The following is a 23,680-nucleotide window of genomic DNA, read 5'->3' on the forward strand; positions in this document are numbered from 1 at the left end:
ATGAGAGTAACATTCGGTAGATATTTACCAAAGAACTCTATTATCCATGCAATGGATCCTAGATTTAAATTGGTAATGATTATCCTATTAATGGTAAGTATATTCTTGCCTATTGGTTTTACAGGTTATATTATTTGTGCTGTTGTTATATTAACAATGTTCGCACTATCTAAATTAAGTTTTAGAATGCTACTTGGATTATTACCACCTGTATTATTTGTATTTATAGTTATCTTTTTAATGAATGCATTCTTAACACACCCTGACCCAAAAATTTTAGAGCAACTTTTAAATGAAGGTAATCAAGTATCTGGAGTTTGAGTAAATAAACTTTCAGGAGGAGCAATAGCTGGTCAATTTTTAACAAATGCTAGCAATATGTCAGACTTACCAGTCGGTTATCAAAACATAGGTTTATTTTATAAGATAGGACCTATTTGATTAAGCGAAAAAGCTTTATATAATGCATTGATAATGACATTTAGAATTTATTTAATGATTTCATTAACTTGTATACTTACAGCTTCAACTTCACCTTTACAATTAACATTAGCAATTGAAGACTTGCTATACCCATTGAAGTGAATTGGAGTACCAGTTTATATACTATCAATGATCATTTCTATTGCCTTACGTATGATTCCTACTTTAATTGATGAAGCTGGAAGAATTATGAAAGCACAGTCTTCAAGAGGAATTGATGTTAAAAACGGTAAACTGAAAGATAAAGTAAAAGGTCTTACTTCATTAATTATTCCTTTATTGGTATCAGCTTTTCAAAAAGCAGAGGATTTATCATATGCTATGGAAGCAAGGGGGTATGACCCTTATTCAAAAAGAACAAGATATATTCAATTTAAATTTAGAGTAATGGACTTAATGTTATTATTATTTGCTTTCGCATTAATGTTATTCTTAATCTTATACTCAGTTGGTGTCTTAGGATTATGACACATTGGGATACCAAGACTTGATACTATAATAGGAATTAAAGCTTACTAATCAAATGTTTAAATTTTTATTAACATTACAATATGATGGTTCAGATTTCCATGGCTGAATTGAACAACCAAATTCTTCAACTATTCAAGGTGAATTAAATAAAGCTATTAGTAAAGTTACAAAAAATGCAAGATTTAAAACAATTGGTGCCAGTAAAACAGATACTGGCGTACATGCGATTGATCAAAAAGTAACTTTAGATTTAGAATTTAATCCAAAATTAGAATTATTTAAAAAAGCAATCAATAAAGCTTTGCCTGAAACTATTAGAATAAGCTCTATTGAAAAAATTGAAAATAATTTTAATATAAGACATGTTTTATATAAAGAATATTCATACACAATCAATGATGGTCAATACAATTTATTAACAAATAGATTTGAACTTAATTGAAGTTTTGGTCAAATAGATGTTAAAAAAATGCAATCAATATTTGATTTATTTGTTGGGGAACATGATTTTAAACTATTTTCGGGCTTAAATAAAAAAGAAATTGAAGTCAATAATATTAAAACAATAAGAAATATTGAATCAATAAAAGTAGTTAGAGTTGATGATAAAGTGATCATCAATTTTAAAGCAAAAGGATTCATTAGATATCAAATTAGAATGATAGTTCAATCAGCATTAAATTGTTATTTAGATAAAAAAATATCTGCAGAGCAAATTCAAGAAAAATTGCAGGGGAAAGGAACTAAACCTCCATTTAATGCCCCTGCTAAAGGACTTAAATTAAACAAAATTGTATTTAACTCATAAAATAGTGTATTATTATGTTAAGGGTGTTGTTAAAACAATATCACTAATGTAATAAACTGATAAAATTATCGTCTGTTTTTGAATAAGCTTAGGCAAAGAAGGAAAACGATATGTTTATGAGTTCACTACAAGCAAGCACCCTAAAAAAGACACATTTGTGTCTTTTTTTTCTTTAATTTGATAAAATTAAATAAATACATTTTAATTCTAAAGGGAAGGTATTAATTATGCATTTTAAAAAAATTTATTTAATGTTAAAAAATTCATTTAAAAATGCCACTAAAAGTAAAACACAATTAATTGGTGTTACTGTTTTAGCTTTTTTACTGTCTTTAACTTTAACTTTAGTTGTTTCAATGAATGTTCGTGTTATCGAAAAATATAAAGAAATGAATGAAAATTCAAGAGTTCATGATGCTGTTATTGATTTAAATCCTTATGATAAAGTAGCAACTGGGGAAAGTGAAGAAACTGAAGAAGCACCAAAAAATCTTGTTGCAGCTCAACAATACTGAATATACAAATTGCAAGAAAAATATTTTGAAGAGTCAAGTGATTTGCAATTTGAGTGATCTAGAACAGAAGCTAGAGAGTTTTCTCAAGTAAAACAAAATGATAATGATTTAACAATTAAAGCAATTACTAAAACAACGCAAAAAAATACTTTCAATAATCAAGAAGTAGATAAATTAGTTATTTTTGAAGGTCAAGATATAGAAACTCACCATCAAGTTGTAATTGACCCGAATTATGCAAAAAATAATGGTATTAAATTAGGTGATGTTATTAGAATACAAGCTGATAACTTAGGTAATTCTTTATTAGTTAGAGATACAGATAATAAACAACTAGCTAATGATGTGAAAGAAATTGAAGGAACAAAAACTGAAATAGACGCAGTTAATGGTAAATACAACACTTACTATTCAAATTATCAGTGATTTCAAGTTGTAGGATTTGGTAGTTCAGCGGATTTTATGTCTCCAATCTTTAATGCATCAACAACATTACCAAGTCGTAGCAAAGAAGTTATGATTTATGTTAACCCATCAGCATTTGGATTAAAATATAACCAAGAATCAAATTTGTATGAATATAATTTAAACCAAAATGGTAATCTAACAGTTTCATCAAATGTAGAAATTGAATCATTTTACTCAATCAAATTCAAAGATGCAAAGAAAGTTAAAAGCACAGGTTTAAAGCAATTTGAGAGTGATTTAAAAGAACTAATTAGAAGAAATTCAAACAATAAAATAGTTTATGGAAAAGAAGATGCAAATTACAGATTTAGCAAAAGAATTCTTTTAATTCAAAAAACTATTCAAACTTATAATATAGCTGCTTTTATAATATTTATTTTAATTTTATTTGTATGCTTGTACACAATATCACTTGTTACAAAAAAACAAATTGAAAAAGCATCAAAACAATTAGGTACATTGAAAGCATTAGGGTACAGAAAACGTGTGCTTGTTTATAATTTTGTTATGCTACCTGTGATTGCATCAATAATTGGTGGATTATTTGGATATATTGTTTCAATAAGCGTTTCAAACACATTAACTAATGAATTTTCAAACTATTTCTCACTTAATTATTCAAAATTTGATTTTGATTGAATTTCATTAGCATTAATGATTGGAGTTATGTGATTTATTTTATCAGCAATATCATTTGTTATAGCTACAATGTTAATGCGCAAATCATCATTAAGTTTAATTACTGCAACTTTTAATCAAAAAACTAGTGCATTTAAAGCTAAGTTAAGAAGTATTCATTTTAGAAAATCATTTGGTTCGAAATTAAGAAAAGCTTTATTAGTAGATGCCTTTGGAAAAATGATGGCGATTGGTTTTGTAGTGCTACTTTCATCAATGTTATTCACAGTTTCATTTGCTGCTCCAGATATCTTAAAAAGAAATGAAAAAGCAACATATACAGGTGTTAAATATAAACAAATAGTTGAATATGCTCAGCCAAGTTATAATAACCCCCTAACTTTTGCTAAAACATTTAATCCTTCAACTAAACAAGATGAAATGGTTTATTCAAAAACTGCTGGTGGATGAACAAGTTTAGCTTTAAGAGACAATGGTGACTTTGATTATGATCAAATCATGACTGATTACTTTAATAATGAAATAAGTGAGAAATACTATTCAATTTTTATTCAAAACTTATTTACTGCATCAAGTGATGGTCAATATGCAATTCCAAACCTTATCGAATTATCATTAGCAAACATGAAACTTTTAAATTTAGAAGGTTCAATATTTGATAGTAACTATTTTAGACAATTATCTAAATATGGTGTACCTGCTGCAAGCAATTCAGATGTATTAGGAAAAATGATTTCCCCTATCATTTTAAAACAATGATTTGATTATCAAAATTTATTTAGTGAAATAAATTCAGCAGAAACATTATATGAAGCAGGAGCTGCAATGCAGACTTTCTACGCTAAATATTCTGAATCAATTGGTTTATCTATTAGTAATGATTTCAGAAGCGATTATGGTACTGAAATGATAAGTGATGAAGATTGAATTAAAATGAGTGAATTTTCTAAAATAAACGTATTTAATGCGTCAAATGGAAATTTAGCAAACCAATATCTAAAAAATAATGAAAATATGTTAAAAACATTATTAAAAACAGAAGATGGTAAAGTTGAATATAAAGATCAAACAAAAGAAGAAAATAAATTTAAATTAACTAATTCAAATTACACAGGAATTGGATCATATAGAATTGCATCAGAACACAATACTGAAGAATCAACTAATGATTATTACTTAGGTTTAAACTTTGATAAAATGGCTGAAGAAAATGATAAAGATAAAGCAACAGAAGCTATTACAGATATGTGAGAATGATTTACATTTTTATTCAATAATCGTGTTGATCAAGCAGTCATTCAATCAGCTTTTTCAAGACCACCTTATTCTGTGAAACAAACTTTAATTAATGCATTTAAATCGGATGATAAAAATTATTCAATGGCATTCAACTTAGTTTCATATGATCCCTCTCAAGAAGCTTTAGGAACAAAAATTCAAGCTGAAAAAAATGGTAAAAACTTTAAAATTTATGGAATTGATAATGATGATAGATTTTTAAATTTAAGAGATTCTAATAATAATGACTTAATTAAACAACTATTTGATTCTAAACAAACAAATGGAATCATTATTAATGAAACACTTGCAAAAACTTTAAATCTTAAAGAAGGACAGGAAGTAGATTTTAATGTTATTCAGAATGAATTACAAGATGCAACAAAAGGTGAAATAGTTCCCTATAAATTAAATGATTGAGATACAAGCAGTTTATGAAATGGAACTGGTGGATTTAAACAAAATTCAAGAACAAACAGTTTAGGTTCTAATATATTAGTAAAAAGACCTGATTTAGATGATAAAAATGCAATTAACTTTATGACAAGTATATCTAAACCAACTGAATATTATAATTCTGTATTAAACGGTAATACAATCATTGGTAATAAAACAACCAATACAAAATTTAAAATTCTTGGTATTCATGAAGGATATGGATCAGCTCAAGCATGAATAAAAAATGATGATGCAAAATCTATTTTAAAATACGATGAAGTTGAAAACTACTTGTGAAAAAATTTCTTTGCAAAACAATGAAACACCCAGTTTGGATATTCAACACTTGATCAATTTAACAATAAAATAATTATTGAAGATAAAGAACAAGAAGAACTAAAAATTTACAATAAAATTAAAGGTTTAGATTTAACAAAGAATGGTCTAGATGATTTAGATTTATTTAAAAACAAATTTATTCAACATCCACAAAATAATGATGAAAAAGAGTTAGGTGAATTAATTCTCAAAATATTTGAAAACCAATACCCGGTTTTCAATTACAAGTATTCTAACAAAACTGATGTTGCTGATTATAATACAGTTATGAGTGTTTCAACAGTATTTGGGGACTATTCTCCAACAGCTTTAAATGGAATGGAAGCTAAATTCAGCGCTACTCACGCAGCATTTGATGGTAGCGGTATTGGAACTGTGGAATGAATATTACCAATTGATTTATCAAAAGATATGTTAGAGGAAATATCACAGTTGATTTTATTATTAATTGCAATAGCGATTGTCTTAATCTTATCTTTAACATTTGTAATTATTTTACTTACAACATCAATTATTATTACTGATAATATAAGGTTTATATCAACAATGAGAGTCTTAGGATATCATGATGCTTATGTTGTTAAAACAGTAATGGGAATGTATTTAATTGTTATATCAACAATGTTTGCTGTGGGATTTGCAGCAGGATGATTCATTTTTGCAAAAGCCGTAAACATTATGTTGCTAAATGGTATTGTTTTACCAATAACATTCCCTATATGATTACCAATTATTGTTTTCTTAGGAATAGTTGGTATTTATGCAATTGCCATTTATGCAGGATATAAACGAATAACAAAAACTAATTCTGTACAAATTTTACAAAACGCAGATCTCTAATTAGAAAGGGTATTTAAATTATGAAAAAAATATTATTAAGTTTGAGTGCTCTGACTATTGGAGCAACTCCAGCTGTATCATTATTAAATGTTGGTCAAAAACAAGTAATTACTCAAGTAACTTCAGAAATTCAAAAGAAAATTGATGAGACTTCTGTTTTATTTAAAGCACCAATTATAACTAATGCTCAAAAACAAAATGCTGATGTTACAACAAATTGATTAAATGATCAAAAAGTAAGTGACATTAGCAATATTGATAGTGCTTTAAGTTATGCAAACTTTAATGCTGAGAAATATGATATGAAATCAGCGCAAAAAACTTTAAATAAAATTTATAAAGACAAAGATTATAAATATAAAAATGAAGATGCAGCATCAGAACTTATATTTGGCGCAGCGGATAAAGGTGTAAGCTTATTAGAAAATTCAATTGATGACGATGGATTAAAAGTTGAAGGCGTTAATGAATTTTTAAATTGAATTTCTTATGTCTCTTTTGTAAGCGGTGGAAGTTTAAAAGCTGATAAATTTGACTCAAGCATATTAAAATTTGCTGATAAAATATCTTTTGTTAAAATGTTCAAACATTATCCAGCTCCAACTTACTCTCAATTGTGAAATGAAGGTGTTCGAACTTATAGAGGTTTAAAATTTTATGCTTTATCAAATTTCAATAGTTTCATGAGTGTCAACTTTGGATTAACAAGTGAAACAGGAGGATGAAATTTTAAAATTCAAGATGAGGGTTCAAGTAATATAGCAAGGAATTTTTTCAATGCATCTTCTGCTATGTACAAAGAAGTATTTTCTAAAGATGATAAAAAAGTATCAAAACATGAGTTTAAATTTACTTCAGATAGTGTAGTTTATTTATTAAACTTTATATATTCATTATCTTATTATATAGATGCATTTAATCAACCAGAATATATGCTTGATCCTTCAATGGTAAGAGATCAAAATCATTTATTTAGTCCTTACAAAACTAATCTTGAAATAATGAATGAAGTTTATAATAAAAATATTTCAAAAGAAAATATTGATAAAAGAAGCTTGAATGGAATATTATCTATTTTTTATGACATTATGTATAAAGGTAGTGACCCCAATGGATATAGATCTTCAAGAGTCTTAAAAATACTATTTCAAGTTGATAATGACATAACTGATGGTAATACAAATCTTAACTTTGATAAAAAAGTCTTTAAGGGAAAACCAAATTCATGAGGTAGTTTAAGTTTTGATGTTGGAGAATGAATGAATAATACAACAGGCTCAAATGGTATTTTTAATATTTTATTTGCATCTCTAGCGACAGGATTTATAAATAATCAAATATCAGGTTTTATTGGTACATTTTTAGGATGATTTAAACTTTCTCCAGAAAATTTAGGTAGTATACTTGCTGGTATAATTAGTTCTATGCTGTCTGGTATAGACATGAGTTACTTTTTCAATAATCTTTCTTCCCAATTAAATTCGACTTTAAAAAATATGTATAGTTGAAGACTACTTGGTATACCAATAGGTGGGCAAATAAAAGAACCACTTGAAAAAGCATTAGCAGGTATGGGATTTGGTAGTGAAAATTCACCAAACAAACCTCATAAATCTGATGATGTAACTGATGACTTTATTGATTATTTAGATAAATCAATTAAAAAATTAAGTAATATAAAAGTTAGTGAAAATTCACCAGACACATGAAGTCTATTTGATAATCTTTTCAATCAACTGCTAAATGAAAAAGGTAGATTGCAATCAATTTTAAAATTATTTAATGTGAATTTACCAATAGATATGTCTAATAAATCAATTAAAGATATTTTTAAAATAAATGTTTTAGGAATATCAATAGGAGATGTTCTAACATTAATTTTAAAAGGATTTGATTCAAGTCTTCCATTGTTTTACAAAATTTTAGGTTTATTGGCTACTGTAACAGGCAGCGATATATCTAATGAATATGATTTCTTTATCAAAGGCCAAGAAAAACCTCTATCATCTATTAATGAGGTTCTTGGTTACACTCCAACAGATGGTAGAACTTCTGATTTAGCAGTTATATGATCAATGATGAAATTTGTAAAAGATGATAATGGAAAAAATAAGGTTTTAGGTATCAGACCTAAAAATTCTAATAATACAGAAGAAGAAAAAATTTGAGGACATAAAGCTTGAAAATATCTTTTAGGATTAAACTATGATGATAAGAGCTACAATCAAGATTCAATCTTGTTTTATGTAAATGAATTATTAACAAATGGATTAACATCTAAAATAATTCAATGACCTGTAAAAATGACTAGAAAGTATATTGATTACAATTTAAGTGATATAACTTTTAATAGAAATAAAAAAATGAATTACTGATCAAGTAAAGATTTATTCTCAACACAATTTGTAAGTTATCAAGAAGATTCTAAACAAGAAGTTTTAAATTACAAGATAATGTATAAAGTTAAGAAAGATGTTTATTACACATATAATGTGTCAGTTTATAAAGAGAACACAAGTTCAAAATATAAAATAAATTCATTTAACAGAATATAAAAAATGCGAATTAATAATTCGCATTTTTATTTTTTATAAAAGGCTTCAATTTGGTATTTAACATTTATTTCTTCTTGATCACTACTTGGAAGTAATAATTTAACAACGTATGTATTATTAACTATTCCATTTTTATAATTAATTTCATATGTTATGTGACTATCTTTTTTACTATCTCTGAAGTTTTCATAGCTAATCATTTTTGTTTTATAATGAATGTAATTTAAATCTTCTAAGTAAGATTGATTTTGTTTGTTATCAAATATATCTGCTATAGTTTTTAAAATGTCATTTATCGCTGACATTATTCCAGTAATCAAATTACCAGTTTCATCGTTTCACAATGTTCCAATAGAATAAAGTATTGTCCCTGGTCTAAATTGATTATAGTCAATTACACCATTATCAAGCTCTACTCCAAGACCCATTATTCATTTAAGACCATCTTTATTTGTAAAAGTTTTTGTAGTTTTTAAACCAAACTTATTACCACCTGGTATTGTAATGCTAATACCAGTATTATCTTTAGTAGAAAGTGCTGTAGCTAATGCTAAGATGTAAGTATATTCCTTACCATCTTCATTTGTAAAAATTAGTTCTGGTGATATTTTGATTTCACCTAAAGTTTGAACAGTGCTTTGACTATTTACAATTTTAAATTCAGAATCTAAGAAAAGAGAAGTATCATTGAAAGCATCTGCAATATTAACTATTTTCGGAGCAACACCTTTACCTAATAATGCAATTAAATAACTTGCCCCTTTTGCACCTAGTCTTAATAAATCACTAAGTTTTAAAGTTTTAGTTAATTGAATATCTATTATTTGTTTTAATGAAATTTTTGGTAATTGAACAGGTAAACTATTTTCTAATCCAAAAATTTCCATTAATTTTCTTATGTCAGTATTAATTAAATATCCTAAAAATTTATTTGTAAAAGGAGCTTCAGAATTTAATAAGTTATCAATTATTGGTTTAACTTTAGTTTTAATAGATGATTGAATAGATTTTATTTGTTCTTCTAAAGATTTACCCTTTATGAAAGTTCAATTTAATAAGTTTTTTAATGAGTCATCTATTTGTTTTATAAATGTTTCAAAGAAATGATCCATATCAATACCAGTTAAAATAGAACTAATTAAACCTGAAACTACTCCACCTATTTGTTCAGAACCCATCCCAATAGAATTTAAGAAATCCATTATTCCACCATCAGGATCAAAAGAAGCAGTATATCCTTTCACTAAACCATCTAGTGAAGAACTTAAAAATGTATTTAATGCTCCATTTTCTGATTTACCATTTGAACCTCATTCACCAATTTTAAAATCTAATGTTTTCTTTTCAAATTTAATTATTTTAGTATCAAAGTCAAGTTTTTGATTTTTAACAGTTATATCATCATCAACTTGGAAAAGTATTTTAAAAGTTCTAAGCAATTTAAAAGATTCTTTATCTTTTTCACCAGAAAATAAATCATAAATAAATTGCATTAAACCATCTACATTAGTTGAATTAATAATTTCTTTATCAATTTTTGAAGAGTTTACTTCATGAATTACTTCTAAGTTAGTTTTATCAATAGAAAATATGTGATTATCATCTAGCATTTCATCAGAATGCAAATTATATTCATCAGTTGTAAAATTTTGAATATATCAGTTTATTCCGAATAAGGCATTCATAAGTAGTGATAAGCTTTCACTTGTAAAATTAATTTCAGGTTTCTCAGCATCTTTGTTATTCATTTTTTCAATTATTAATTTTCAAACACTAGAATTATGTGCATAATATTTTTCGTTTATATTATCTTTATTTTCGCTAATAACAAAAGGTTTTTTTATTTCAACGCTAAACAAGTTAGCAACAAAAGAAGTTAATTCATTTGAGAAATAAATCTTTAAGTCTAAATTAGTTTTAACACCTAGTTTAATCAATTCATTGTAATTAGGAACTTTAACGTCTTTCATTATTTGTAAACTACTTGAAATTTTAGGCATAACTTTTTGAATTGAAGAAATATTATCAGCTTTTAATGAATCTAATAATAAAGGCAATGCAGTATTTCATAAAGTTGGATCAAAATTTACACCAATTAATTTATAAATCTCATTATAAGCTTTTTGGATAGTACTTATTAATTCACTATCACCATTTCCAGTAGTTGGTCTATCAAATTCTTCTTTGCTATAAACTTCATTTTTCATATATTCACTAGATTGTTTTGTATCTAAGAAAGTGTCAAATATTTTAGCCATAGATGTTGTATCTTTTGAATTACTTGTTAAATCCCCAACTTTTAACTTAGAAATATATTTATCAACTGATTGACCATTGTAATTCTCAGAATTGGCTAAAATAGCACCTTTAAAATAATTAGACGTTGAAGAAATTACTTCTGCTAATTTATTATCTATACTTTTTTGAATTGTATCTATATATTTACAAGACACTACCGCCATTGCTGGTGTTGTTGCTAATGAAGCTGCACCAAGCAAAGAAATTAATTTTTTCATTCCTATCATAATAAAATAATTTTACACTTTTTGAAGCTTTTTTACACTAAACATAGATGATTAATATAGAATATTAATATGTGAAAACACTTATAGTTGGGGAAAATGCTATGAAAATAACATGACTTTTATTTAAACAAGGAATAAGAAGTATGTTCAAATTTAAGATTCAATTCATTGTGGTTGTACTGCTTTCTTTTTTTGCGTCTTTTTATCTGGCTTCAACAACAAGCTTAAATTCTAGAATGAACAAGTCATATGATGACATTGTAAGAAATTATGAAAAATTTGATTATTCATATTCTACTAAAGCTAGTGAATCAAATTTATCAACATCAAATAAAACATTATTACCAATCCTAGATTTGATGCCGACTTCAACAAATTATTTTGTTCAAGATAATAAAACAATTCATGATTCTTTTAATGTTGTTTTAAATAACCACGGAATTAAAACAGAAGGTTATGAAGAAAATTTAATAACAAAAACATTTTTTGATCAAAACACTGGAAAACCAACACAAGCTATGAAAAATGTTTGAAACGGTATTCCGTGATATAATTCTTGAAAATTTTTCTCTCTTCTAAAATCTGATCCTAATAAAGGTGAGTTTTTATACTACCCACAAAGTTTTAAAACAAATTTTGGTTCTAATCTAGAAAATTTTGGTGGTGGTGACTATTTTAATGCGTATGCTTCAATGACTTATTTAATAGTTAAAGAAATTTCAGATACTCTTTATAATGAATTATTACTTGATGAACCTAATGAATCTTTTACTCAATCTTTAATTTATAAATATTGAAAAGCAAATGATTTAAAAGTGGAAAAAGATTTTAAAAAAATTGATGCTCCAATTAACCTTAATCAAACAAATAATTTTGATTGAATTTCAGAATATAAAAAACAAGTATCTAGTTTAGGAGAATTCCAACTTTATATTTATAATGCCCTAGAATCAATAGGTTATTTTATAACATATCAAATTAATCAATTTTTAAGTAATTCTTATGCAAGAACTGCTAAATCAATTAATTTTGATTGAAATATTGCTGGAAGTGATGTAGAAAAATCAATACTATATGTAACAAAATTTAATGAAATGGCAGAACAAACACATGAAATGAAAATATTCATGGAATTACATACATCTTCTGGTACTAGTGAAATTACTGGTAAATCTGGTGAAACTGTTGAATCAATTTCAAATTATAATAATGAACTAACTTTTGAATATATTTTTGGAACAAACTTGGCTGATGAGGCTTTAAATACTAATTTTATTGTTAAATATGGGAATGCAGAAAACACTTATCAAATAAAAGGTACGGATAATCAAATAATTGGGAATAATTTAGACGCCAAAAAAGATGGATTAAGAGGTTTAGCAAACCCAACAACAATTAAAAAAGATGAGGAATATAATGAATATTCTATTTCTACAATGAATCTACTAAATCCTTGAGAAAAAAATGATTTAAGTCAAAAATGAGAAAATCAAAATACAGGTAAAAAATATGACTATGAGTATGATGAATCAAAATACGCAACAATGTATGATTGATCAAATATTTATTCAAATAATATTTTTCATCAAAAAATGGCTGCTGAAATAAATGATTTGGACTTATATTTAAGAGAAGAAGCATTTATGTATGACAGAAATACAAAAACTAATTTTAGATTTGTTGTAACAGACGATAATTACGATTATAACTTCAAAGTTACTGCTGGTTTACCGGTTATGCATTCAAGTGAAATTGTAATTTCACAGCAATATGCATTTAAAAATGGATATTCTGTTGGAGACAAAATAAAAATAGGAAATTCAAACTTTATTATTTCTGGTTTTGGTAGTGACGCACTTACATACTATCCACTTGTTGATCCTGAAGTTCCTTTAAGTGACGTTGCAAACTCAGTTATTATTTATGCACCAAAATATGTTATTAATGAAATAATGAAAAATGGTAATGAAAAAGATGTAACATTTACAACTTACTACTTCATTAGAGATAATTTAAAAGATAAAAAAACTATCGGCAAAAGAATGTCTAATTTTGATTCATCTCTTTTATCAAATAAATCAAAATTGTCTGAAAGTTTTATAGACTCAAGGAATGAAAATTTAAATTTTGGAGATAAAAAATCAGCAAATCAAATCAAATTATTTGAAAAAACATACTTTAATTTAAATTGAACACTACAACCCAAAATGTTAGAAATTGTAACAATCATTTCAATTATTACTTCCATTCTTGTATTAATCATGTCTTTTGTTTCAATTGTTTTTGGAATTAAAAAAACAATTGATCATAATTCAAGCCAAATTGGTTTCTTAAAAGCTAAAGGTGTAGATTCATACAGATTATCATTGTCATACATTGGGTATTCAATAATTTTATTATTTATAATAGTTCCGCTAGCATGATTGGCAGCAGGGTTTTTTCAAGAAATAATTACCAAACTTTTTGCTACGTATTTTTCAACAACACTATATGAATTTGTATTTGATTATAAAATCCTATTAATTTTATTAATTGTTTTTGGAATTGGATCATTAATATTGAGTTATTTCATTGCGTTCTTATTAGTTTCAAAAGATGTTATGCAAATTATCAATAAAGAAAGCCAGCAAAGAAAAGTTAGAAATTGACTGCCAAGAAAATTAAATGTTATTAATATAATGGATTTCAAATTTAGATTCCCACTTAAAATATCATTAAGAGGTTCTAAACAAATAGTTATGATAAGTTTTACAGCTTTAATTACAACATTTGTTATAACTTTCTCAGTGCTTACACCTTCAATGCTTAACGTGTATATAAGAGATGCTGGAAAATACTATCAATACAATAATCAATATGTGATGCAAGATCAGTTGACTGGATTACCAACAGCTAAAGCTTCATTAACAGCTTCAAGAGGTTTGCCTACAACAGAAGAACTTTATCAAGAACCAAAAACTCTTTTAGGAAATTCAACAAAAGATCAAATATCTGATATTTATTTTGATAACAATAAGTATTACACTGATTCAAGCTGAGATAGTAGTATATTCCCTCCTATTTTATTAGGTGAAGGATGAACAAATGGGCAATGAACAAAAGATGATTTAAATTGAACTGAAAAATGAATTTTCGATGAAAAATCTTCAACAAGAGATGACACATCAAAATTATTAAAAATGGCAATGCCTGTAATTGGTCAATTAGGTAACTTAAATGGAATAACAATTTCAGCAGGAGAATTTGAAAAAATATCAAGTTATATCTGAAATGCTGAAATAAATCCAAATACAGGAAAATCATATTTTGATGGTCAACAAATAACTCCAAACACATTACAAAATATTTGAGAAATGAAGAAGAACTCTGCAAAAGGAAGTATTGAATTTATTCAAATGGCTTTACAAGTAGCTATGGAAGCTTTAGCAAATTCAAATGATCAAGGTCTGCCTACTATTGAAAGACCAACAGACACAACTTGAAAAGAAGATTTAATTTTATTAGCGTTAGCATTTTTACCAAATGTAGGACAACAATACTTAAAAGATTCTCCTAATAAAGCTTCTCAATTTGGTATTTCTATTAATGCAGAAAATTATACTCCTGGAATTGAAACATTATCTACAGATGTATATACACAAATGAATAATAATTTTGTAAATGTAAATGGATTGAAAGATAATCAAACTGTTTATAATTTAGATTCAATTGATGATAATAAAGTGTTTATTAAAGACCAAGAAACAATTGATAAATTAAATCTATTATTTAATGACAAAGAAAATTATACAGGTGGAGATATTTATTTAAATGATGATTTTAAAATATATGATTCAGATACAAAAGTATTAAATATACCTGTTGTAACAAATCTAAAAAGTTATAAACAACAAAACTTAAACAAATCAGTTCCAATTCAAGGAATGAGTTATAAAACTCTTTCAATTGGAGGAAAAGAAGTTCCTAAAAATGCTTGAATATATGATAATAGAGAAATAACAAATAATCAAAACTTATTTAGTAGTGATTTAAATATGAAAAATGAAGAAGACTGAATTAATCCTTCAAAAATAGATCCAAATAAACTAACATATACTAAGCAATTTAGATACGACGACAATGGAAACATAACATCACTAAATGACCAATCAAAATGATTTATTAATAGTATTGTTAATGATCAATATAATATTGATGGTCTTGATTTTGAAATAAGACCATATTATCACTACAATAACTTAAAATTATTTGTGCCTAGAAACTTAACTGATATAGATTCTCTTTTAAATGGAAAAAACGCTAACACAAGTAAAACATCAAAAAATAGTTCTAGTGATTGAAGATCTAATATTGATATTTGACATGGTTCTGTGTCAAGTGTTGATGTTCCAGAAGAAGTAAAAAAAGCTTGAGGTTCTGAATATGCAAATCAAACTGAATGAGAATGAATTTCACCATTTAGTTTAAATTACAGTAGAAAAATTACTGATCCTAACAGAAAAGGTTGAATTCAAAATATTGATACTGATTTACAACAAATATATACTTGAGCAAGTGACAAAATTGTTGCTAGTGGATCAAGTTCAGATGCAGTTGTTACTGTTTCAAACAAACTTCCATCATTTTTAAGTGATGTTAGAATGCAATCTGTTGATACTATTCAAACATACAACGGAAATATTATTATTGCTGATCAAGATATTCTAAATTTATTAACAAATAAATCTACAGAAAAATACTTACCAGTAGATTATGATTTTTATGGTGATCCAGTTAAACAAATACCAAATGGGAAAATCACAAGTGGTGATCATACAATAACAGTTAATTCAATGAGAAATCCAATAGAACAATTGAACATGATGAGAGAAAATAAAACTTTCTTCATGAAAGATGATTTAATGAATAAATATGAAATCACTGACCAACAAGCTTATAGGAAAGTTCTACAAAACAGAGATTTCAATTCAAAATTCTCTTCATTTGATGAAGCTTATGGAATAACTGGTGGAGTTAAAGGGATTATGGTTGATTCTCCAGGTGTATTTGCTCTTCAAGGAAGCACAGATAGAATTGAAGAAACTTTAGGTATGACTTACAATAAAATTGATTTAGTAAGTACTCAATTGGGTATGATAATAAGCATTAGTGAATCTATCTTACTTGTAGCATTGTTCTTAATTACAGGAATTATAATAATTTCAGTGTTAATCATAACAATTATTTCTGATGTCTACATTATGAAATATCACCGATTCATGGTAACAATGAAAGCGTTAGGATACTCAAATAAAGAAACAATTTTAAATACCATACTTATACCAGCTGTTATATCAACAATATTTGTATTGATTGGTTATCTTGTTGGTAAATGATTATTAGGTTCAATGATGATTCAAGCTCAAAAATTTGGAATATTTATTCCATTGATAACTAATTGATGAGCAACACCATTAATCTTATTAGGTATTATAATTATGTTTGTACTAGCCTTTACTTTCTCTTTAAGAAAACCAATTAAAGATGAGTTAAAAACATTAACTTAGTTAATAAAAAATTTTAAAACAGACTTTGTTCTGTTTTTTTGTTGTTTAACTCTTGAAACCATAAAACAAAAACATGTAAAAAAGTTTATAATATTATAGATATAAAGGAGCATCATGACAAAAGAACAAGCAAGCAAATTAATTAATGATTTACGTATAAAACTTAATGAATGAGCAAAAGAATATTATGTTTTAGATAATCCTAGTATTGATGATGCTGAATATGATAAGGCAATTCATGAACTAATTGATCTTGAGAATCAATTTCCTGATTTAATAACACCAGATTCAATAACACAAAAAGTTGGGGGAATAGTAAGTGATAAATTTGAAAAATACACTCATAAATATCCAATGCTAAGTCTTGGAGATATATTTAGTTGAGATGAGTTTTTAAATTTTAATAAACAAGTAGCTAAAGTAACTGACACTGAAGATAATGAATATACAGCTGAATTAAAAATTGATGGTTTATCAATTTCATTAATTTATAAGGATGGTATTCTGCAAAATGGAGTAACTCGTGGTGATGGAAAAATTGGTGAGAATGTTACAAACAATGTTAAAACAATTAAATCAATTCCACTTTGTATTCCTTCAAAAGATGAAATTGAAATTCGCGGTGAAGTTTTTTTAGCTAAAAAAGAGTTTGCAAAAATCAATGAAGAAAGATTATTAAATGGAGAACAAATTTTTGCTAACCCAAGAAATGCAGCTGCCGGAACATTAAGACAGTTGGATTCTAAAATAGTTGCTGAAAGAAATCTTGATGCTTATTTATACTATTATTTTAATGAAACTAATCCTGAAGAAACACAAATTGAATCTATTAATCAAATTAAAAAGCTTGGATTGAAAACTAATCCTGAAACAAAAATTTGTAAAACATTAGATGAAGTAAAAGCCTACATTGAATACTATACTGAAAAAAGAAATGAATTAGATTATGAAATTGATGGCATTGTTTTTAAGCTAAATGATAAAAATTTACAAGAGGAAGTGGGGTATACAACAAAAACCCCAAAATGAGCAATTGCATATAAATTCCCAGCAGAAGTTAAGCAAACTAAATTATTGGATATTTTCCCAACAGTTGGAAGAACAGGTAAAATCACATACAATGCAAAACTAGAGCCAGTACAAATTGCAGGAACTACTGTTTCAGCTGCATCTTTAAATAACGCAGAATACATAATGGCAAAAGATTTAAGAGTTAATTCAATTGTTAAAGTTAAAAAAGCAGGAGATATTATACCTGAGGTTATTAGTGTGGTAAAAGATGAAAACTTTGAAGTTTTACCAATATGAATAAAAGATGAAAAATGCCCTGCATGTGGAGAACAATTAGAAAAGACGCTAACAGAAGTTGACCAGTTCTGTGTTAACTTTAATTGTCCTGCGCAAATTCTAAGAAGTTTAGAACATTTTGCAAGTAGAGGAGCAGCTAATATAGTTGGTCTTGGTGGGCAAACAATTAAAAAGTTATTTGAAGAAAAAATAATAACTAATATAGCTGATATTTTTAAAGTAGAAGATCATAAAGAAAGCATTATTAATTTTGAAAAATTTGGACAAAAAAGTTTTGACAATTTAGTTGCTTCAATTGAACAAGCAAAAAATAATTCATTTGAAAAAACATTATTTGGATTAGGTATTAGACATGTAGGCTCTAAAACAGCACTTACACTTGCTCAAATATATAAAAACATAGAAGGCTTAAAAACAGCTAGCTATGAGGAATTAAGTTCAATTGACTCAGTTGGAGAAGTTTTAGCAATGTCAATTGTAGATTGATTTAAAATCGAATCTAATTTAAAGTTAATTGAAGATTTAAAATCATTTAATGTTAATTTTGAGTATTTAGGACAAGCTAAAAATACTGACTCAATAATTAGTGATAAATCATTTGTTATAACAGGTACACTTTCCAATTCACGAGATTATTATAAGGATATAATTGAACTTAATAATGGTAAAGTAATAGGGTCTGTATCTAAAAAAACAGATTATGTTTTAGCTGGAGAAAATGCCGGAAGTAAACTAACTAAAGCTCAAGAATTAAATGTTAAGGTCATAAGCGAACAAGAATTTTTTAAAATTTTAAAAGGAGAATAAAATGAAAGATAAAAAGTATTACGAAGAATTAGCTCAAGATTCAATGTTGAAATTCACTGAAAAAGAAATTGATGAAATTGTAGCTAAACAAGAAGACTTAAGAAAAGAATTTGAAAAAGTATTAAAAATTGACACAACAAATGTAAAACCATTATTCTACCCTTATGATGATATACACACATATTTAAGAGATGATAATGAAACAACAACTATTGATCAAAAAAAAATATTAGCAAATGCTCCAACTTGTGAAGGTGATTTTGTGACAATTAAAAAGGTGGTAAAATAATGGACTATAAAAAATTATCAATTTTAGAATTGCATGAAAAATTAATTAATAAAGAAATTAATGTATTGGAATTAACTAAAAACGTTTTAGCAGAAGCAAATAAAATTAAATCATCAAATGCTATTAATAAATTAATTGATGAGAAAGCAATTAACTTTGCAAAAGAAGTAGAAACAAACTCAAATATAAATTCTTTGTTATACGGAATACCATATTTTGCAAAAGATAATTTTGCAACTAAAGATATTGAAACAACATCGTCGTCAAATATTTTAAAAGGCTACATTCCGCCTTTTAATGCAACATCAATTTCTAAATTAGAAAAACAAGGTGCAATTTTAGTGGGAAAAGCTGCTCTTGATGAATTAGGAATGGGTGGAGTTGGTCTTTACTCATGTAATGGAATAATAACTAATCCGGCTGATGATAAAAGAATTGTTGGTGGAAGCAGCAGTGGTAGTGCTTATCTAGTAGCAAAAGGTATTGTTCCATTTGCAACAGGTAGTGATACTGGTGACTCAATCAGAAAACCAGCATCATTTAATAACATTGTTGGTTTCAAACCATCATATGGGGCAATTAGTAGATATGGTTTATTACCATATTCGCCAAGTTTAGATACTGTTGGATTCTTTACAAGAAATGTAACTGACATGGCAATTGTTTGTGATGCAACTTTTGGTTATGATACTAAAGATGCAACTAGTCATGAAAATAATTCAAAAAATATGTTTGAAAAAATTGAAGGTTTAAGCAAAGCGGTTAAATTTGGATATATCAAAAAAGTTATTGATGATTTAAATGAAGACGTTAAAAACGCTTATTACAATTTATTTGAAACTTTAAAATTAAATGGATTTGAAGTTAAAGAAGTTGAATTTAAACAAGAATTATTAGATTCATTATCAGCTATTTATAAAATGATTTCATTTAGTGAATCTGTTTCAACTAATGCAAACTTAGATGGAATTAAATTTGGTCGAAGAGCAACTGGTGCTGATTATGTTGAAATAATAACAAATTCAAGAACTGAAGGATTTGGTGAAGAAGTTAAACAAAGATTCCTTGTAGGAGCATTAAATTTAAATAAAGAAAATCAAACAATTTATTTGAACAAAGCAAAACAAGTTAGAAGACTAATTGTTGAAGAATTGAATAAAGTCTTTAAAGAGATAGACATTCTGATAATTCCCCCAACAGATAAAATAGCGCCATTGATTGAAGAAACAAAAATTAAATCAACACCAGAAAAAGAATATTTAAGCGACATTCTTACTTTAGCTAATTTTAATGGTTCACCATCAATTACTATTCCCTTTTTAAAGGAAGGAAAACTTGGAATTGGTATTAATATAAATGCAAAACCAAAAGAAGATCTTTTATGTTTACAAGCTGCAAAAATGCTTGAAGATATAATTGGTATTAAAAATGAAATAGTGGAGGACTAAGATGAAAAATTTTGAAATAATTATCGGGATTGAAAATCATGTTGAATTAAAAACCAAAACTAAGATGTTTTCATCAGCTCCAGTAAGTTATGGCGAAACTCCGAATACTAATGTAAATGAAACTGACATGGCTTATCCTGGAAGTTTACCAACAATTAACAAAAAAGGAATTGAATTAGCAATTAGAGCATGTAGTGCTTTAAAAATGGAAATAGATACTTTAGTAAAATTTGATCGTAAAAATTACTTTTACCCAGATTTAACTAAAGGTTATCAAATTACCCAACAATATAATCCAATTGGGAAAAATGGTAAATTAATTATAAATATTAATGGTGAAGCAAAGGAAGTTGATATTGAGAGACTTCATATGGAAGAAGATACAGCAAAACAAATTCATAAAGACGATTTAACATATATTGACTATAATAGAGCTGGAACAGGTTTAGTTGAAATTGTAACAAGACCAGTTTTACGAAGTGCTGATGAAGCTTGTGCTTATGTTGAAAAATTAAGAGAAGTATTATTATTCCTAAAAGTTAGTGATGTCAAAATGAATGAAGGAAGTTTAAGAACTGATGTTAATATATCTATTAGACCATATGGGACTAATGAATTTTCAAACAAAGTAGAAATTAAAAACTTAAATTCAATTTCAAATATTAAAAAAGCTATTGAATTTGAAGTTGAACGCCAAACTAAACTGATGTTAAATAATGAAGTAATTATTCAAGAAACACGTAGATTTGATGATACAACAAACTCAACAGTTTCAATGCGTAGTAAATCTGATGCATTAGATTATAAATATTTTAGAGAACCAAACATTATGCCAATTCAACTAGACCAAAATTGAGTAAATGAATGTATTAAAAATTCTCCTGAATTAGCTGATATTAAAAGAGTTAAATATACTAATGAGTATAAGTTGTCTAACAATGATGCAAACATTATATTAACAAGTATTGAAATGTCTGAGTTTTTTGAAGAAGCAATTAAACATACTAAAAACTATACTAAAGTAGCAAATATTTTAATTAGTGATATTCAAGCGCAATTGAATAGTGAAAATATATCAATTGATAAATTGGCATTATCACCAATTCATTTAGCCGAAATGATTAACTTAGTTGATGATTCGGTTATTTCATCAAAACATACAAAAACAATATTACCTATCATTATGAAAGATTCTTCAAAATCTGTAATTGAAATTGTTGAAGAACTAAATATTAAAATGATTAGTGATGAAAATGAAATAACAAATTTAGTAAATCCTATTATTGAAAGTAATATTGAATTGCTTGAACAATATAATGAAAGACCAGAAAGAGTTACAAAAACTATTATGGGTCAATTAATGAAAGTAACTGGTGGGAATGTTAACCCAGAAGCAGGAATGAATATAATTATTAAATTAGTTGAATCAAAATTAAAGTAAAAAAAATGAAGCTCGAGCTTCATTTTTTTATAAGAATTATTTTCTAACAATAGGCCCAGTTAACACTAAGAAACCTAAAATAATAACGACATAGAATCCTATTATTGATCCAACTGCAACTTTAACTCCATCCGCACTTAATAATGTAATGTTACCAGTAATTAATAAGATAACTGAAATTAAAGCAAGTCCAATTGATGCTGAGTTAAATAATCTAGCAAAAGCATCGATTCCTAAGATTCCTAAGATTAATCTAATTACTACAGGAACAATAGCAATACATGCTAATGCTAAAGCAGCTGAAATCATACTGTTTACACTTTTATGTAATTCTTCTAATCCAACATTTCCATATTTAATAACTGATCCACCTTGCTTAGCTCCTAAACCAATTCCAAAAATTGTTACAATAACTAAAAGTGCAAAAGCAGTTGCAGCAATAACTGAAATTAAAGATCATAAATTCTTTTTAGCTCATTCTTTCATAATTTTTCCTCCTTGCATAAAATTATAAATGATAAATTTAAATATGTGTATAAAAAAAGATAGTAAATAACTATCTTATTATTATTTTTTTAATTCTTTTTTATTTTTTTCTGATTTTAAAACATCAATGGTTTCATTAACATTATCATCAAATATAATTGAATCAAACAGATCGTCTGCAGCAGTTGAATCAAATAGGTCATCATCTTTCTTTTTATCATCAATGGACTTATTCATATTTTTATTATTATCGTTTTCAAGTTCTTCAAAAATAACTAATTCATCATTAACATCTTTTTTGTCTTTGGCTCCACCTTGAATTTTTTCTGCCAATTCATTTATAACAGTTGTTCTTGCAAAAACAACAACTTCATCATTTTCCTTTAACTCAGTGTAATCATCAGGTAATAAAATTTTACCTTTACGTCTTATTTGAATTATATTAAAATCTTTTGTTGTTGAAAGACCGGTAGCTAAAATTGTTTTATTGAAGATATTATGATTGTTTACACTTAATGTTGTCGAAACAAAGTCTTCATCAATTGATTGAACATCTACATCCAAATCAATATTAAACATTGATCTAGCTGCAACTATGTTACCAGCTAATGCATCTGGAAGAATAATTTGATTTTCACTCAATCCTAATGCTGTAAGAATCCTTTTATGTTTTTCATCTCTTGCTCTGGCAATAATATTTTCACATTCTAAGTCAATTAAATTTAGAACTGTCATTAATCCTGATTCGATGTTTGTTCCAACTCCAACAATAACAACATCATACGCTTTAATCCCATTTTTAGCTAATGCCATTTTATTAGTTGAATCTAATACAATAACATCAACTCCATATTCGTATTCTGATAAATGCAAGTTTAATTTATCTTCATCATAATCGAAAACTGTAACTTGTTGTTTTTTGTCAACAAGTGTTTTTATTACAGATAAACTGAAATTTGAAACTCCAATAATTGCAATACTTTTTTTCTTTGCCAT

The 23,680-nt window shown here is 26.5% G+C and carries 12 protein-coding genes; 9 read left to right on the plus strand and 3 right to left on the minus strand.

Annotation, left to right across the window (positions count from 1 at the left end; all coding sequences use genetic code 4):
• From MCOLE_RS00835 to MCOLE_RS00850, 4 genes are all read left to right on the plus strand, one after another.
• A complete protein-coding gene (locus MCOLE_RS00835) occupies nt 1–1,002 on the plus strand; it encodes an energy-coupling factor transporter transmembrane component T family protein (RefSeq protein ID WP_100670618.1) in 1,002 nt (333 codons plus the stop codon).
• A 4-nt stretch (nt 1,003–1,006) separates the two neighbouring features.
• A complete protein-coding gene (gene truA / locus MCOLE_RS00840; protein ID WP_100670620.1) occupies nt 1,007–1,762 on the plus strand; it encodes a tRNA pseudouridine(38-40) synthase TruA in 756 nt (251 codons plus the stop codon).
• Nucleotides 1,763–1,989: 227 nt separating this feature from the next.
• Entirely contained in the window at nt 1,990–6,279 is a 4,290-nt protein-coding gene (locus MCOLE_RS00845; RefSeq protein WP_100670622.1) for an ABC transporter permease, read from the plus strand.
• Nucleotides 6,280–6,299: 20 nt separating this feature from the next.
• A complete protein-coding gene (locus MCOLE_RS00850) occupies nt 6,300–8,834 on the plus strand; it encodes a hypothetical protein (protein ID WP_100670624.1) in 2,535 nt (844 codons plus the stop codon).
• A 26-nt stretch (nt 8,835–8,860) separates the two neighbouring features.
• Here the strand turns inward: MCOLE_RS00850 and MCOLE_RS00855 are convergent, their stop codons facing one another.
• Entirely contained in the window at nt 8,861–11,350 is a 2,490-nt protein-coding gene (locus MCOLE_RS00855) for a lipoprotein (RefSeq protein WP_100671532.1), read from the minus strand.
• A 110-nt stretch (nt 11,351–11,460) separates the two neighbouring features.
• Between MCOLE_RS00855 and MCOLE_RS00860 the strand changes: the two genes are divergently transcribed.
• The 5 genes from MCOLE_RS00860 to gatB all read left to right on the plus strand — a co-directional run bounded on the left by MCOLE_RS00860 (nt 11,461) and on the right by gatB (nt 22,198).
• Nucleotides 11,461–16,905 carry an ABC transporter permease gene (locus tag MCOLE_RS00860; protein ID WP_100670626.1) on the plus strand — a complete coding sequence of 1,815 codons (5,445 nt, stop codon included), beginning with the start codon at nt 11,461–11,463 and terminating at the stop codon, nt 16,903–16,905.
• A 114-nt stretch (nt 16,906–17,019) separates the two neighbouring features.
• Nucleotides 17,020–19,020 (plus strand): NAD-dependent DNA ligase LigA, encoded by a 2,001-nt coding sequence (gene ligA, locus MCOLE_RS00865; protein WP_100670628.1) that lies wholly within the window; start codon nt 17,020–17,022, stop codon nt 19,018–19,020.
• A 1-nt stretch (nt 19,021) separates the two neighbouring features.
• A complete protein-coding gene (locus MCOLE_RS00870; protein WP_100670630.1) occupies nt 19,022–19,309 on the plus strand; it encodes an Asp-tRNA(Asn)/Glu-tRNA(Gln) amidotransferase subunit GatC in 288 nt (95 codons plus the stop codon).
• Nucleotides 19,309–20,757 carry an Asp-tRNA(Asn)/Glu-tRNA(Gln) amidotransferase subunit GatA gene (gene gatA, locus MCOLE_RS00875; RefSeq protein WP_100670632.1) on the plus strand — a complete coding sequence of 483 codons (1,449 nt, stop codon included), beginning with the start codon at nt 19,309–19,311 and terminating at the stop codon, nt 20,755–20,757. The genes MCOLE_RS00870 and gatA overlap by 1 nt, the downstream gene beginning before the upstream one ends.
• Before the next feature lies 1 nt (nt 20,758).
• The gene (gatB, locus tag MCOLE_RS00880) at nt 20,759–22,198 is read left to right on the plus strand and encodes an Asp-tRNA(Asn)/Glu-tRNA(Gln) amidotransferase subunit GatB (protein WP_100670634.1); all 1,440 of its coding nucleotides are present in this window, start codon (nt 20,759–20,761) and stop codon (nt 22,196–22,198) included.
• A 36-nt stretch (nt 22,199–22,234) separates the two neighbouring features.
• Here the strand turns inward: gatB and MCOLE_RS00885 are convergent, their stop codons facing one another.
• Both MCOLE_RS00885 and MCOLE_RS00890 read right to left on the minus strand, forming a co-directional pair.
• Complete coding sequence (locus MCOLE_RS00885; protein WP_100670636.1) at nt 22,235–22,684, minus strand: hypothetical protein; 450 nt, start codon at nt 22,682–22,684, stop codon at nt 22,235–22,237.
• Between the two features lie 81 nt (nt 22,685–22,765).
• The gene (locus tag MCOLE_RS00890; protein WP_100670638.1) at nt 22,766–23,680 is read right to left on the minus strand and encodes a potassium channel family protein; all 915 of its coding nucleotides are present in this window, start codon (nt 23,678–23,680) and stop codon (nt 22,766–22,768) included.

It is taken from the genome of Mesoplasma coleopterae, assembly GCF_002804245.1.
GTDB lineage: Bacteria > Bacillota_I > Bacilli_A > Mycoplasmatales > Mycoplasmataceae > Mesoplasma > Mesoplasma coleopterae.